Genomic DNA, 12743 nt, shown 5'->3' with positions numbered 1-12743 from the left:
GACAGAGGATTGCTTAATGATTAATAAAATTTTTGCACTTCCGGTAGTCGAACAACTTACCCCTGTGCTCTCCCGTCGTCAGATTGATGGCGCTGATGTTATCGTCGTTGACCACCCGCGTGTGAAAGCCTCCGTTGCGCTGAACGGCGCCCACCTGCTCTCCTGGAAACCAGAAGGTGAAACGGAAGTGCTGTGGCTGAGCGATGCGACCTCTTTCAAAAAAGGAGCGGCGATCCGCGGCGGCGTGCCTGTCTGCTGGCCATGGTTTGGCCCGTCAGCGCAGCAGGGACTGCCTTCTCATGGTTTTGCCCGCAACCAGCAGTGGACCCTGAAAGCGCATAACGAAGATGATAACGGTGCCGTGCTGACCTTTGAGCTTCAGGCCAATGACGAGACCCGTGCGCTGTGGCCGCACGAGTTTACCCTGTACGCCCGCTTCAAGCTGGGTAAAACCTGCGAGATTGAGCTGGAAGCGCACGGCGAGTTTGAAACGACCTCTGCCCTGCACACCTACTTCAACGTGGGTGATATCAGCGCGGTAAAAGTGAGCGGCCTTGGCGATACCTATATCGACAAAGTGGACAATGCAAAAGAAGGGAAACTCAGCGACGGCGTGCAGACCTTCCCTGACCGTACCGACCGCGTTTACCTGCATCCGGAAGCGTGCAACGTGATCCACGACAGTGCCCTCAACCGTGGCATCGAAGTGATTCACCATCATCACAGCAACGTGGTGGGCTGGAACCCAGGTCCGGCGCTCTCAGTGAGCATGGCCGACGTGCCCGATGACGGTTACAAAACGTTTGTCTGCGTCGAAACGGCCTGCGTCACTACGGCGCAAAAAGCCAGCGAAGAAAAACCGTCTCGCTTAGGGCAAACTATTCGCATTGTGAAGCGCTAAGACGCGGTATTATTTTGACCGCACCAGCACAATGCAAACGGGGCGCAAGCGCCCCGTTATAATGCAAAGATTGCACTGTTTTAATGCGCAATCAGAACTTGTAGGTCACACCGACAGAGAAAATACCCGCCCAGGACTTGTCGACCATTGGGCTGTCTTTCACTTCGTCGCTCAGACGCTCGTAACGGCCAGTACCGTATACATTCCAGTCACCCAGGAAGTTGTAGCTCGCGGTCAGCTCCAGGTACGGATCCCAACCATCATCTGCGCTGTAGCTCTTCAGACCACTACGACGGGATTCATTCTTAGAAACGCCATAGTAGTAGTCGTTGTAGTTCTCACTGTTGTACTGCACACCAATACCTGGCGTCAGGGTTAACGCACCGTTCGTGTAGCGATAGAGCCACGCCAGATCCCAGATAAAGCCGTTGCTGTTATCCAGCGTGTCTCCCGCCAGCGCGGTACGCAGGAAGCCATACTCGGTGTTATGCACATAAGAGAGACCCGCCATCATGGTGCTCTTACGCTTGTCGAGTCGACGCAGGGCGTGGCTGTCGCTGTCACCCGGTTTGAAGTGCGTCGGATCGTAGTAGGCCATAATGGAGAGCTTATCGGCCGTATCGTTCCACAGATAGTAGCCGCCGCCGAGTCCACGGAACCAGAAGTTATCGCCTTCATAGGTGACAACCGGAACGGGATAAACATCACGATCATACTGTTTATACGGGCTGTTAATGACGCCAACGCCCGCACCTACCGTCCACTGGCTTTCCGCCTGTGCGGTGCTAACTGCGGTCGCGGCGAGTACGCCCAATGCCAGAAGTTTGAGTTTGGTCACAATCCATTCTTTCCTGTAGTCAAATAATCAGCGGGAGAAGTGTAACCGCCAGACCCGTACTTCCCCAAATTTTTTGCCTGCTAATCAGTTTGATTAACCCGTTATTTTTCATTTTTCAGATGACAGGCCGTTTTCACTTCTGTGACCGCAGGGTGAAAAATGCCCGTATGACATATAACGGCAATGGATATTTTTGGATGAGTTATTGATATGTCATTGAAATTAGATTTTATCAGCATGCAAGTTTTGCAAATGCCATCTACGCTTTAATTTAAGAAGAGTTTTCCTGCACGCCCCGCGGTTCTTAGCGTCTGACCTGGCACACAGGTTGCTGCTCTGGCAGTGAGGTGCGAGAGATTCTCTTCCGGGAGCCTCCACTACTCATACGAACGGCTCTTATCCTGTGCTAAAAAACGAAAGGACGGCATGCCATGAATATATTCGATCACTATCGCCAGCGCTATGAAGCTGCCAAGGACGAAGAGTTCACACTGCAGGAGTTTCTTACCATCTGTCGGCAAGATCGCAGTGCCTATGCCAACGCGGCAGAACGGCTATTGATGGCTATTGGTGAGCCAAACATGGTTGATACTGCCCAAGAACCACGGCTTTCCCGTCTCTTTTCGAATCGGGTGGTCGCCCGATACCCGGCGTTTGAAGAGTTCTATGGCATGGAAGATGCCATCGAGCAAATCGTCTCCTACCTGAAGCATGCTGCTCAGGGTCTGGAAGAGAAGAAACAGATCCTCTATTTACTCGGCCCGGTGGGTGGCGGTAAATCGTCGCTGGCTGAACGGCTGAAATCGCTGATGCAGCGCGTGCCTATCTATGTGCTGAGCGCCAACGGTGAACGCAGCCCGGTGAACGACCATCCGCTGTGCCTGTTTAACCCGCAGGAAGATGCGCAAATTCTGGATAAAGAGTACGGCATTCCGCGTCGTTATCTCGGCACCATCATGTCGCCGTGGGCGGCGAAACGCCTGCATGAGTTTGGTGGCGATATCACCAAATTCCGCGTCGTAAAAGTGTGGCCATCCATTCTGGAGCAGATCGCCATCGCCAAAACGGAACCGGGTGATGAGAACAACCAGGACATCTCGGCGCTGGTCGGTAAAGTCGATATCCGTAAGCTGGAAAACTACGCCCAGAATGACCCGGATGCCTACGGCTACTCCGGCGCACTGTGCCGGGCGAACCAGGGCATTATGGAATTCGTCGAGATGTTTAAAGCACCCATTAAAGTGCTGCATCCGCTGCTGACGGCCACCCAGGAGGGGAACTACAACGGGACGGAAGGTATCTCTGCCCTGCCGTTCAACGGCATCATCCTGGCGCACTCGAACGAATCCGAGTGGGTCTCCTTCCGAAATAACAAAAACAATGAGGCGTTCCTTGACCGTGTGTACATCGTCAAAGTGCCTTATTGCCTGCGGATCTCCGAAGAGATCAAAATTTACGAAAAACTGCTTAACCACAGTGAGCTAATGCATGCCCCATGCGCACCGGGCACGCTGGAAACGCTGTCGCGCTTCTCCATCCTGTCGCGTCTGAAAGAGCCGGAAAACTCCAGCATCTACTCCAAAATGCGCGTGTATGACGGGGAAAGCCTGAAAGATACCGACCCGAAAGCGAAGTCTTATCAGGAGTACCGCGATTACGCGGGTGTCGACGAGGGCATGAACGGTCTGTCCACGCGTTTCGCGTTTAAGATCCTCTCCCGCGTGTTTAACTTCGACCATGCGGAAGTGGCGGCCAACCCGGTCCACCTGTTCTATGTTCTGGAGCAGCAGATTGAACGCGAGCAGTTCCCACAGGAGCAGGCGGAACGTTACCTTGAGTTCCTGAAAGGTTATCTGATCCCGAAATATGCCGAGTTCATTGGCAAAGAGATCCAGACGGCCTACCTGGAATCCTATTCAGAATACGGCCAGAACATCTTTGACCGTTACGTCACCTATGCTGACTTCTGGATCCAGGATCAGGAGTACCGCGACCCGGATACCGGACAGCTGTTTGACCGTGAGTCCCTGAATGCGGAGCTGGAAAAAATTGAGAAGCCTGCCGGGATCAGTAACCCGAAAGACTTCCGTAACGAAATTGTGAACTTCGTACTGCGTGCCAGAGCGCATAACAACGGTCGTAATCCGAACTGGACCAGCTACGAGAAACTGCGCACGGTCATCGAGAAGAAAATGTTCTCTAATACCGAGGAGCTGTTACCCGTCATTTCGTTTAACACCAAAACCTCAACTGACGAGCAGAAAAAACACGACGATTTTGTCGACCGTATGATGGAAAAAGGCTACACCCGCAAACAGGTTCGTTTGCTTTGCGAATGGTATCTGCGCGTACGGAAATCGTCTTAAAACAAGTGCCCGGTAGCGTTTAACGCTCACCGGGCCGACAAAATGCAAGTTGGCAAATGCAGTACGGGGGGTATATGACCTGGTTTATTGACCGGCGTCTGAACGGCAAAAACAAGAGCATGGTGAATCGCCAGCGCTTCTTGCGCCGTTACAAAGCGCAAATTAAACAGTCGATCTCCGAGGCCATCAACAAACGCTCGGTAACCGACGTCGACAGCGGCGAGTCTGTCTCCATCCCCACCGATGACATCAGCGAACCGATGTTTCATCAGGGGCGTGGCGGCCTGCGCCATCGCGTACACCCAGGTAATGACCACTTCGTTCAGAACGACAGAATCGAGCGCCCACAAGGAGGCGGCGGTGGTTCAGGAAGCGGTCAAGGACAGGCCAGTCAGGATGGTGAAGGTCAGGATGAATTCGTCTTTCAGATCTCAAAAGATGAGTATCTCGACCTGCTCTTTGAGGATCTGGCGCTGCCTAATTTGAAAAAGAACCAGCACCGTCAGCTTAACGAATACAAAACCCATCGCGCGGGTTATACCGCGAACGGCGTACCGGCCAATATCAGCGTCGTTCGTTCGCTGCAGAACTCGCTGGCGCGGCGCACGGCCATGACGGCCGGTAAACGGCGGGAGCTGCGCGAACTGGAAAGCAGCCTGAAGGTGGTAGAAAACACAGAACCGGCGCAACTGCTGGAAGAGGAGCGCCTGCGTAAAGAGATTGCCGAGCTGAGGGCGAAGATTGAGCGGGTACCGTTTATTGATACCTTCGACCTGCGCTATAAAAACTACGAAAAACGGCCGGAGCCTTCGAGCCAGGCTGTCATGTTCTGTCTGATGGACGTCTCCGGTTCAATGGACCAGGCCACCAAGGATATGGCGAAGCGTTTTTACATTTTGCTCTATCTGTTCCTGAGCAGAACCTATAAGAACGTGGAAGTGGTTTATATTCGCCACCACACCCAGGCCAAAGAGGTGGATGAACATGAGTTCTTCTACTCGCAGGAGACCGGCGGCACCATCGTATCGAGCGCCCTGAAGCTGATGGATGAGGTGGTGAAAGAGCGTTACGATCCGGCTCAGTGGAACATCTATGCTGCGCAGGCGTCGGATGGCGACAACTGGGCGGATGATTCGCCGCTGTGTCACGACATTCTGGCGAAGAAAATTTTGCCGGTGGTGCGTTACTACAGCTATATCGAAATCACGCGTCGTGCTCACCAGACGCTGTGGCGTGAATATGAACATCTGCAATCGATGTTCGAAAATTTCGCCATGCAACACATCCGTGACCAGGATGATATCTATCCGGTGTTCCGGGAGCTGTTCCACAAGCAATCGGCCACCAGCAATGCCTGACCCCACAGCCAGCAACACGCTGGCTGTTTTCTTTCCCCTTCGTCCATCCCCTTCGCAAAATGATCTGTGTTACTGTTGGAAACTGCGTATTGGCAGATAACAGGTAAACTGACTATGTCTGATGAGGTTAAGGGTACGGCTACCCACCAGCAACTCATTTCGCTGTTAACGCAGCAAGGTGCGCGCTTTCGCGTGATGGAGCACGAGGCCGTAGGAAAATGCGAAGCGGTAAGCGAAATTCGCGGAACCGATCTGGGGCAAGGCGCAAAAGCGCTGGTCTGCAAAGTGAAGGGAAATGGCGTAAAAAAACACGTTCTGGCGATCCTGGCCGCTGACCAGCAGGCCGACCTGAGCCAGCTTGCCAGCCATTTCGGCGGCTTAAAAGCCTCTCTCGCAAGCCCGGCCGAAGTCGATCATTTGACCGCCTGCGTGTTTGGCGCTATCCCACCGTTTAGCTTCCATCCGGATCTGACGCTGGTCGCCGACCCGCTCCTGTTCGAGCGTTTTGACGAAATCGCGTTCAATGCCGGTCTGCTGGAAAAATCCGTGATCATGGATACCCAGGATTATCTGCGCATTGCCCGCCCTGAACTGGTGACGTTTCGTAAAGCGTGACCGTGATGGCTGACACCTCTGTCAGCCTCTCTTTTCCAGAAACAGAACTGATGCGATCAAAATCACCGCAATAGCGAAAAACGATGAGGAGATAATCAGCGTTTCAACAAACATGTGATCGTTCATCTTTAGCGACCCTTTGCGATGCCTGATGCCGTTTTATCCCCTGCAAATGACACGGATATGACAATACCCTATTTTTTTAAAACGCTGTCGTCAGCCGTTTTTCCGCGTAAAGTAAGCAGGCTTACTATTCTGGCAAGGACTCCTCATGTTTGACCCTACTCTGCTCATTCTTCTGGCACTCGCTGCACTCGGCTTTATCAGCCATAACACCACCGTCGCCATCTCGATCCTGGTGTTGATCATTGTGCGCGTCACCCCGTTAAACACTTTTTTCCCGTGGATAGAAAAACAAGGCCTGACGATCGGGATAATCATTTTGACCATTGGGGTGATGGCCCCCATTGCCAGCGGCACGCTTCCGGCCTCAACGCTGCTGCACTCGTTTGTTAACTGGAAATCACTGGTGGCTATCGCGGTGGGGATTTTCGTGTCATGGCTGGGTGGTCGCGGCGTCACGTTGATGAGCAGCCAGCCCTCGCTGGTGGCTGGCCTGCTGGTGGGAACGGTGCTTGGCGTGGCGCTCTTTCGCGGCGTTCCGGTGGGCCCGCTCATTGCCGCCGGGCTGGTTTCGCTGTTTATTGGGAAGTCGTAGTCAGGCTGGCAATATAGCGCGCGGGCGTTTGCCCCAGCCCCTTTTTAAACATCGTAATAAAGGCGGTGGTGGAGTCATAACCAAGTGACTGCGCCACCTGCTGAACTGACTTCCCGCCAATCAGCAGCTGCAACGCCACAATCAACTGCAGCTGATGACGCCAGCGGCGAAAGCTTAAGCCCGTCTCTTTGACCACCAGCCGCGCCAGGTTGCGCTCACTCATGGCAAAGTGGTTCGCCCATTGCGCCAGCGTCTGCCACGCGGCGGGCTCTTCCGCCATCTTTTCGCTCATCAACCGAATTTTAGGATGAGGGGAAACAGGCAGCTGTAAATGCTCCTGTCGCTGGAGCGGCAGTTCATCAAACAGCACATCCACCAGACGAGAGGTGGTGGCAAGCGGCAGTTGCTCACGCGTTTTTCCCGCCAGCGACAGAATCAGCTCCCGCACCAGCGGCGATATTTTCAGGGTACAGCACCGGTCCGGCAGACTGACGGCACCCGGTTCAATAAACAAAAAGCAGAGCTGCGCGCCTGGCGTGGCCCTGTTGCTGTGGGGCATCTGCCCGGGGATCCACACGGCATACTGGGGCGGTACCATCAGCATGGCATTTTCTACCTCACAGGTGATTGCGCCCCCTAGCGCCAGAATCAGCTGCCCTTTGCGGTGCTGATGGAGCGGAATATATTGCTCCTGCGCTACCACGCGGATGCGAAACGCGACCGCGGCATCGAATTGGCTATCGGGATCGTAGCCGTCGAGTCCCAGACCGTTCATCAGGTTGTCCGATATTAGCGATAAACTGTCATTTTAGCCTGATTTCAACCACGGCGAAAATCGGTATTGTGTGCGCTCGCCTGAACGTATGAGAAAACAATGACTACTGCTACTCGCAAAGGCGCGTTGCTGATCGCCGGCATTCTGATGATTGCCACGACGCTTCGCGTCACCTTTACCGGAGCAGCGCCGCTGCTCGATACCATTCGCCTTGAATATGGATTAACCACCGCGCAAACCGGCCTGCTAACCACCCTGCCACTATTAGCGTTTGCCCTTGTCTCGCCGCTTGCCGCGGGCGTAGCTAGGCGTATCGGCATGGAGCGCAGCCTGTTCCTCGCCCTGCTGCTGATCTGCGCCGGGATTGCCGTGCGCCCTCTGCCCTCTGCGGCCCTGCTGTTTACCGGCACGGCGGTGATCGGTTGCGGTATCGCGCTCGGGAATGTGCTGTTACCGGGCTTAATCAAACGCGACTTTCCCAGCCAGGTTGCCCGCCTTACCGGGGCCTATTCCCTGACGATGGGCGTTTCGGCGGCGTTCGGTTCGGCGCTGATTGTTCCTCTCGCCCAGGGAGCCGCAGGCTGGCATGGCGCGCTGCTGATGCTGATGATCTTTCCCCTGCTGGCGCTGCTGCTCTGGCTGCCGCAGTGGCGCCAGAAGCAGGTCGCCACGGTGACCGGTGCAGGGGCGCTGCACAATCGCGCCATATGGCGTTCTGCCCTCGCCTGGCAGGTGACGCTCTTTCTCGGCATTAACTCGCTGATTTACTACGTCATCATCGGCTGGTTGCCCGCGATATTACTCAGCCACGGCTACAGCGAAGCGCAGGCGGGCTCCATGCACGGACTCTTACAGCTGGCCACGGCCATTCCGGGCCTTGCCGTACCGCTGATCCTTCATCGTCTGAACGATCAACGCGGGATCGCCGGCGCCGTAGCCCTGATGTGCGCAGTGAGTGCGGCCGGTTTCTGGTTTGCACCGGATTTGGCAGTCGTGTGGACGCTGGTGTTTGGCTTTGGCACCGGAGCAACGATGATCCTCGGTCTGACGTTCATCGGCCTGCGCGCCAGCTCTGCTCATCAGGCGGCGGCACTGTCCGGTATGGCGCAGTCGATTGGTTATCTGCTGGCCGCCTGCGGGCCTCCGCTGATGGGGAAAATTCACGATACCGCCGGTGACTGGCAGATTCCCCTTCTGGCCTGCGCGCTGGCCTCGGTGGTGATGGCCATCTGCGGCATGCTTGCCGGGCGCGACCGGGAGATCACGCCCCGCTAAAAACAGTGGCAGACCTGACGGTCTGCCTGTTATTTATCCCCGTGCCGCACGCAGCATCGCCTGTACTAACACCACCGGACGCCCCGCCAGCGCTGCACGCTCGTGCTGGAATAAGGTAATCACGAAGAACGGATGGGTGACCAGTTCTGCGGCACGGATTTCCCCCTGCTCGTCCCAGCCCGTCACGCGCATATCACCGCTCTCCAGCTCCTGCGCAAATTCCGGGGATACGCCGTAGTTGCAGTGATATCCCTCTTCAATTTCCGGCTTGCCGTAGGCTTTCGCAATAAGCGTGTTGTTGCGCAGTTCAATCGCATCGGTTTTTTCCACCAGCGAGCAGGTCAGCGGCGCAATCACCATTGAGCCTTCGGTGTCCGTTTCGGCGTGCGCCGCATCGCTCCAGCCGAGCACATTACGCGCATACTCAATCAATGCATGCTGGAAACCGCCGCAGGTGCCGAGAAACGGAATGCTGTTTTCGCGCGCGTAGCGTGCAGCGATAAAGGCGGCTTCGGTGTTTTTGTAGGGGCTTGCAGGAACCAGCCAGATGGCATCGTAACCCACCAGATCTTCAGGGCTGGTCAGCTCCGTCGTAGCAAGCCAGTCGTAATCAGCGGTGAGATCCAGTACTGCAGCAGCATCATCAATGGCCAGCGGGATCGCCTGGTGCGCAATCACATCGGGATTGTAATCGCCAACCAGCGCAATGCGCAGCGTCGTTTTAACCGGGAGGTGTTCCATGAAAGGTTCCTTATGCCAGAGTATTATCAGATAACATAAGGAACCTCAGACTACCGATCTTCTGCAATAATCACAATACCTTAAATTGGGAGGGGGAAATGATGATTCAGTGCAAGCGCGTCTATGAACAGGCAGCCCCGGAGGATGGTTATCGGGTGCTGGTGGACAGACTGTGGCCGCGGGGGGTGAAAAAAGCAGACCTTGTGCATAATGAATGGTGCAAGGCGCTCACGCCTTCTGACGGGTTACGTAAGGCCTTTCACAGTGAAACCATTGATTTCACTGCCTTCAGCCAGGCGTATCGGGAAGAGCTGGCGCAGCATAAAGACGAAGGTTTGCGTCTTGCAACCCTCGCCAGACAGCAAACCTTAACCCTTCTCTACGCCGCGAAAAATACCGAGCAGAATCACGCGATGGTCTTAGCCGACTGGCTGCGCCATCTGTAATTAGCTGGCCGTCAGCGCATCGAAGGTTTGCGGTGCCTCATCCGGCGTGAGCGGCAGCAGATGTTCGGCGCGCACAAACGCAAAACCGTGCTGATTATCAAAGGCGTAGACATCGCCAGTTACCAGCCAGAGCGCGCGATCCGCTGTCGCAGGCAGCTGCGTCATCACGCCATTGACTGGGTTAACGAAGCGCTGGCCGGGCTGGCAAAGGCCAAACAACTCAACGGATTTACCCACATTGCGACGGCCTGAGGCCGTGCGGGCACCAATGATCAACGCCATGCTGCCCGGTTTAAGCTGAAACATACTTCTCTCACGATAACGGTGGCCAGAAACTGGCTAAGAATAATCCTAAAGAGAAGTGTATCGCAATCTTTGTCCTGCTGTCACCTGGCGGGTTGCGGATGATCGCGGCGGTAGAGCTCCCATTCGTCGATCACTTCGCCACCGGGCAATTTACACTCCGTACGCACGCCCTGCGGGCTCTGGATTGGGATCTGCTCTCCCCCTTTTTCCAGACAATAGACAGAGGCAGGGTTAGCCATCCCCACCCTATGCGGCGGCGGTGGGGCAACAGGTGGAGACGTTTTTGTGGTACAGGCCGCCAGGGGTAGCGCGAGAGCCAAAAGCAGAAATCTCATCGTGTTGATCCTTTTTACATCATCAGAAGATAAGGGTAACGGGTCGCCGTCGCTTTCTCCATCATTTCTCCATTTTAACTGCACTTTTCAACACTATAGTGAGGCGTGTTCTCCTTATGACCAGAGAACATCATTCCGTAATCAAGATGTCTTTGCCCCGGTCTCAACAACGGGGCCTTTTTCTCCCCTGCCTGCTTCTGGTGGATATATAAAATTCTCACCATTCATGTTTTACTATGGCTGAAGTCGAAATTTTCAGCATAACATGCAGATGCAGACGTCTTGTGCATGGGAGTCAACCTACGTCATGTCAGATATCATCCTGGCCCGAGTGTCAGAAACGCTCACCACGGAACAATCCCTTGAAAGTCTCGTTCGCCAGTTGCTGGAGATGCTGGAACTTGTGACCGAAATGGAGTCGACCTACCTGACGAAGGTCGATATCAATGCCCGTCTTCAGCATATTTTGTATGCCCGAAACAGTAAGCAGATGCAGATCCCGGAGGGACTAAGCGTGCCCTGGGGCGATACATTGTGCAAACGTGCGCTGGACAGTGACACCATTTTCAGTAACGAGGTTCCTGAACGCTGGGCGGATTGCGACGCCGCGAAAGCGCTCGGTATTACCACGTACATGAGCGTGCCGGTTCACCTGGCGGATGGTTCCCTGTACGGCACGCTCTGTGCGACCAGCACGGAAAAGAAGCTGCTCAGTGAACGCGGCGAACACGTGCTAAAACTCTTTGCCGGGCTGATTGCCCAGTATATTCAGAAAGAGTCGTTGCTTTCTCAACTTCGAGAAGCAAATGCAGCGCTCATCGCCTACTCCTTTACCGACGTTCTCACCGGTTTACCCAACCGCCGCGCCATCTTTGAAGATCTCAATACCCTGTTTTCTTTAGGCCGCCACCTTAAACGCAACGTAATTATCGCTTTTATCGATCTGGATGATTTTAAACGGATTAACGACCAGTACGGGCATGAAGCAGGCGATCAATTCCTCATTGAAGTCGGCAAACGTCTGTCAGATGAAAAGACCGAAGACGAGATAATCGGCCGCCTGGGTGGCGATGAGTTCCTGGTAGCCTGCCTGAGTAAAGCGGAAAATCAGGCTGATGAGGGCCAGATTAACCTGCTCAGGGCGCGGCTTCGCGACCGGATTGCCGGCCAATACGGGTTGGGCAGTGTGAGTATTGTGTACCCGGGTGCAAGCCTGGGAGTTGTCGAAGTTGATCCTGCCGGGATGGATCCGGACAGCGCATTACGCGTCGCGGATGTTGCGATGTATCAGGATAAAAAGGGTAAAGGCAAAACGCGCTTTCACGTTTTGGATTAACCCCGTACACTCTACGGCATTCTGAAAACCAAAACAGGTGATGGCATGAGAATAGGGATCCTCTTCCCGGTCGTTATTTTTATAACGGCAGTGGTTTTTTTAGCATGGTTTTTTGTCGGTGGTTACGCGGCTCCGGGAGCATAAATGAGAAAAACCACCCTCATAATGCTGCTCGTCGCCATCGTCGCCGTTGCTGGCACGCAATTTGGCTGGTGGTAACACCGCAACGTAAAAAGGCCGCCATCTGGCAGCCTTTTTTAACGCTTATCAAACTTAGCTTTTGATTTTTCTGTAGATAAACAGAACAACCAGCGCGCCGATCACGGCGACAGCAAAACTGCCGAAGTTGAAACCGTCAACTTTGCCAAACCCGAACAGCGTACTGATCCAGCCGCCGACGACCGCGCCGACAATACCCAGTATCACGGTAACGATAAAACCACCGCCATCTTTGCCCGGCATGATCCACTTCGCCAGAATACCCGCAATAAGCCCAAAGATAATCCAGGATAAAATTCCCATAACTTTCCTCTCTGTATGGTTTTTGTCATTAAATCAACGACACAAAAAGGATAGCACAGGATCCGGGAAAGGAAATTTGTGATTAGTATCACAGCGAGAGAGTGCGCATTTAGTATCCAAAACCGCACCACACGAAATGTGGGGTTGCAACTTAAGATGAGAAAGATTATCTTTCTCAACATTGAATAGTTGAGTTAAACGCTCAGGTATT

17 protein-coding genes are annotated in these 12743 nt (G+C 54.2%); 10 read left to right on the top strand and 7 right to left on the bottom strand.

The window, feature by feature from the left end:
- Positions 1-16 precede the first annotated feature (16 nt).
- Complete coding sequence (locus ACMWKA_RS12670) at positions 17-901, top strand: D-hexose-6-phosphate mutarotase (RefSeq protein WP_013097054.1); 885 nt, start codon at positions 17-19, stop codon at positions 899-901.
- Between the two features lie 91 nt (positions 902-992).
- On the opposite strand, the gene ACMWKA_RS12665 is transcribed toward ACMWKA_RS12670, so the two are convergent.
- Positions 993-1739, bottom strand: a complete 747-nt coding sequence (locus ACMWKA_RS12665; protein WP_013097055.1) for a MipA/OmpV family protein — start codon at positions 1737-1739, stop codon at positions 993-995.
- 431 nt (positions 1740-2170) lie between these two features.
- Between ACMWKA_RS12665 and yeaG the strand changes: the two genes are divergently transcribed.
- The 3 genes from yeaG (at position 2171) to ACMWKA_RS12650 (ending at position 6078) form a co-directional block, all read left to right on the top strand.
- Complete coding sequence (gene yeaG, locus ACMWKA_RS12660; protein WP_013097060.1) at positions 2171-4105, top strand: protein kinase YeaG; 1935 nt, start codon at positions 2171-2173, stop codon at positions 4103-4105.
- 74 nt (positions 4106-4179) lie between these two features.
- Entirely contained in the window at positions 4180-5463 is a 1284-nt protein-coding gene (locus ACMWKA_RS12655; protein ID WP_013097061.1) for a YeaH/YhbH family protein, read from the top strand.
- Positions 5464-5577: 114 nt separating this feature from the next.
- The gene (locus tag ACMWKA_RS12650; protein ID WP_013097062.1) at positions 5578-6078 is read left to right on the top strand and encodes a YbaK/prolyl-tRNA synthetase associated domain-containing protein; all 501 of its coding nucleotides are present in this window, start codon (positions 5578-5580) and stop codon (positions 6076-6078) included.
- 21 nt (positions 6079-6099) lie between these two features.
- Here ACMWKA_RS12650 and yoaI read toward each other — a convergent pair whose 3' ends face one another.
- A complete protein-coding gene (gene yoaI, locus ACMWKA_RS12645) occupies positions 6100-6204 on the bottom strand; it encodes a small membrane protein YoaI (protein WP_020690334.1) in 105 nt (34 codons plus the stop codon).
- A gap of 145 nt (positions 6205-6349) precedes the next feature.
- Between yoaI and ACMWKA_RS12640 the strand changes: the two genes are divergently transcribed.
- Positions 6350-6796: a DUF441 domain-containing protein gene (locus ACMWKA_RS12640; RefSeq protein WP_008500737.1), complete on the top strand. Its 447-nt coding sequence runs from the start codon at positions 6350-6352 to the stop codon at positions 6794-6796.
- Here ACMWKA_RS12640 and ACMWKA_RS12635 read toward each other — a convergent pair.
- Entirely contained in the window at positions 6780-7571 is a 792-nt protein-coding gene (locus tag ACMWKA_RS12635) for an AraC family transcriptional regulator (protein WP_038979869.1), read from the bottom strand. The two genes, ACMWKA_RS12640 and ACMWKA_RS12635, sit on opposite strands and share 17 nt — an antisense overlap.
- Positions 7572-7670: 99 nt before the next feature.
- Here ACMWKA_RS12635 and ACMWKA_RS12630 point away from each other — a divergent pair, with 99 nt between their 5' ends.
- Entirely contained in the window at positions 7671-8846 is a 1176-nt protein-coding gene (locus ACMWKA_RS12630) for a CynX/NimT family MFS transporter (RefSeq protein WP_414760302.1), read from the top strand.
- A 33-nt stretch (positions 8847-8879) separates the two neighbouring features.
- On the opposite strand, the gene ACMWKA_RS12625 is transcribed toward ACMWKA_RS12630, so the two are convergent.
- A complete protein-coding gene (locus tag ACMWKA_RS12625; protein WP_014831497.1) occupies positions 8880-9587 on the bottom strand; it encodes a CTP synthase in 708 nt (235 codons plus the stop codon).
- A gap of 101 nt (positions 9588-9688) precedes the next feature.
- Here ACMWKA_RS12625 and ACMWKA_RS12620 point away from each other — a divergent pair, with 101 nt between their 5' ends.
- A complete protein-coding gene (locus ACMWKA_RS12620; protein WP_336242213.1) occupies positions 9689-10033 on the top strand; it encodes a DUF488 domain-containing protein in 345 nt (114 codons plus the stop codon).
- On the opposite strand, the gene ACMWKA_RS12615 is transcribed toward ACMWKA_RS12620, so the two are convergent.
- A complete protein-coding gene (locus ACMWKA_RS12615; RefSeq protein WP_013097068.1) occupies positions 10034-10339 on the bottom strand; it encodes a hypothetical protein in 306 nt (101 codons plus the stop codon).
- An 80-nt stretch (positions 10340-10419) separates the two neighbouring features.
- Positions 10420-10674: a DUF333 domain-containing protein gene (locus ACMWKA_RS12610; RefSeq protein WP_038979863.1), complete on the bottom strand. Its 255-nt coding sequence runs from the start codon at positions 10672-10674 to the stop codon at positions 10420-10422.
- A gap of 307 nt (positions 10675-10981) precedes the next feature.
- On the opposite strand from ACMWKA_RS12610, the gene ACMWKA_RS12605 reads away from it, so the two are divergent.
- Genes ACMWKA_RS12605 through yoaJ form a run of 3 tightly spaced genes read left to right on the top strand, consistent with a single transcriptional unit; the run spans position 10982 to position 12229 of the window.
- The gene (locus tag ACMWKA_RS12605) at positions 10982-12010 is read left to right on the top strand and encodes a sensor domain-containing diguanylate cyclase (RefSeq protein WP_029881992.1); all 1029 of its coding nucleotides are present in this window, start codon (positions 10982-10984) and stop codon (positions 12008-12010) included.
- A gap of 45 nt (positions 12011-12055) precedes the next feature.
- A complete protein-coding gene (locus tag ACMWKA_RS12600) occupies positions 12056-12154 on the top strand; it encodes a YoaK family small membrane protein (RefSeq protein ID WP_014883431.1) in 99 nt (32 codons plus the stop codon).
- Positions 12155-12229, top strand: coding sequence for a protein YoaJ (gene yoaJ / locus ACMWKA_RS12595; protein ID WP_071830143.1), 75 nt, complete (start codon positions 12155-12157; stop codon positions 12227-12229). It begins immediately after the preceding gene.
- Between the two features lie 54 nt (positions 12230-12283).
- Here yoaJ and ACMWKA_RS12590 read toward each other — a convergent pair whose 3' ends face one another.
- The gene (locus ACMWKA_RS12590) at positions 12284-12532 is read right to left on the bottom strand and encodes a GlsB/YeaQ/YmgE family stress response membrane protein (RefSeq protein ID WP_008500746.1); all 249 of its coding nucleotides are present in this window, start codon (positions 12530-12532) and stop codon (positions 12284-12286) included.
- Between the last annotated feature and the right edge of the window lie 211 nt (positions 12533-12743).

The sequence above is a fragment of the Enterobacter sp. 03-F-07-AD-ECC genome, from assembly GCF_047530935.1.
In the GTDB taxonomy this organism is placed as follows: domain Bacteria; phylum Pseudomonadota; class Gammaproteobacteria; order Enterobacterales; family Enterobacteriaceae; genus Enterobacter; species Enterobacter cloacae.
This window is presented reverse-complemented; position numbering and strand designations above follow the sequence as displayed.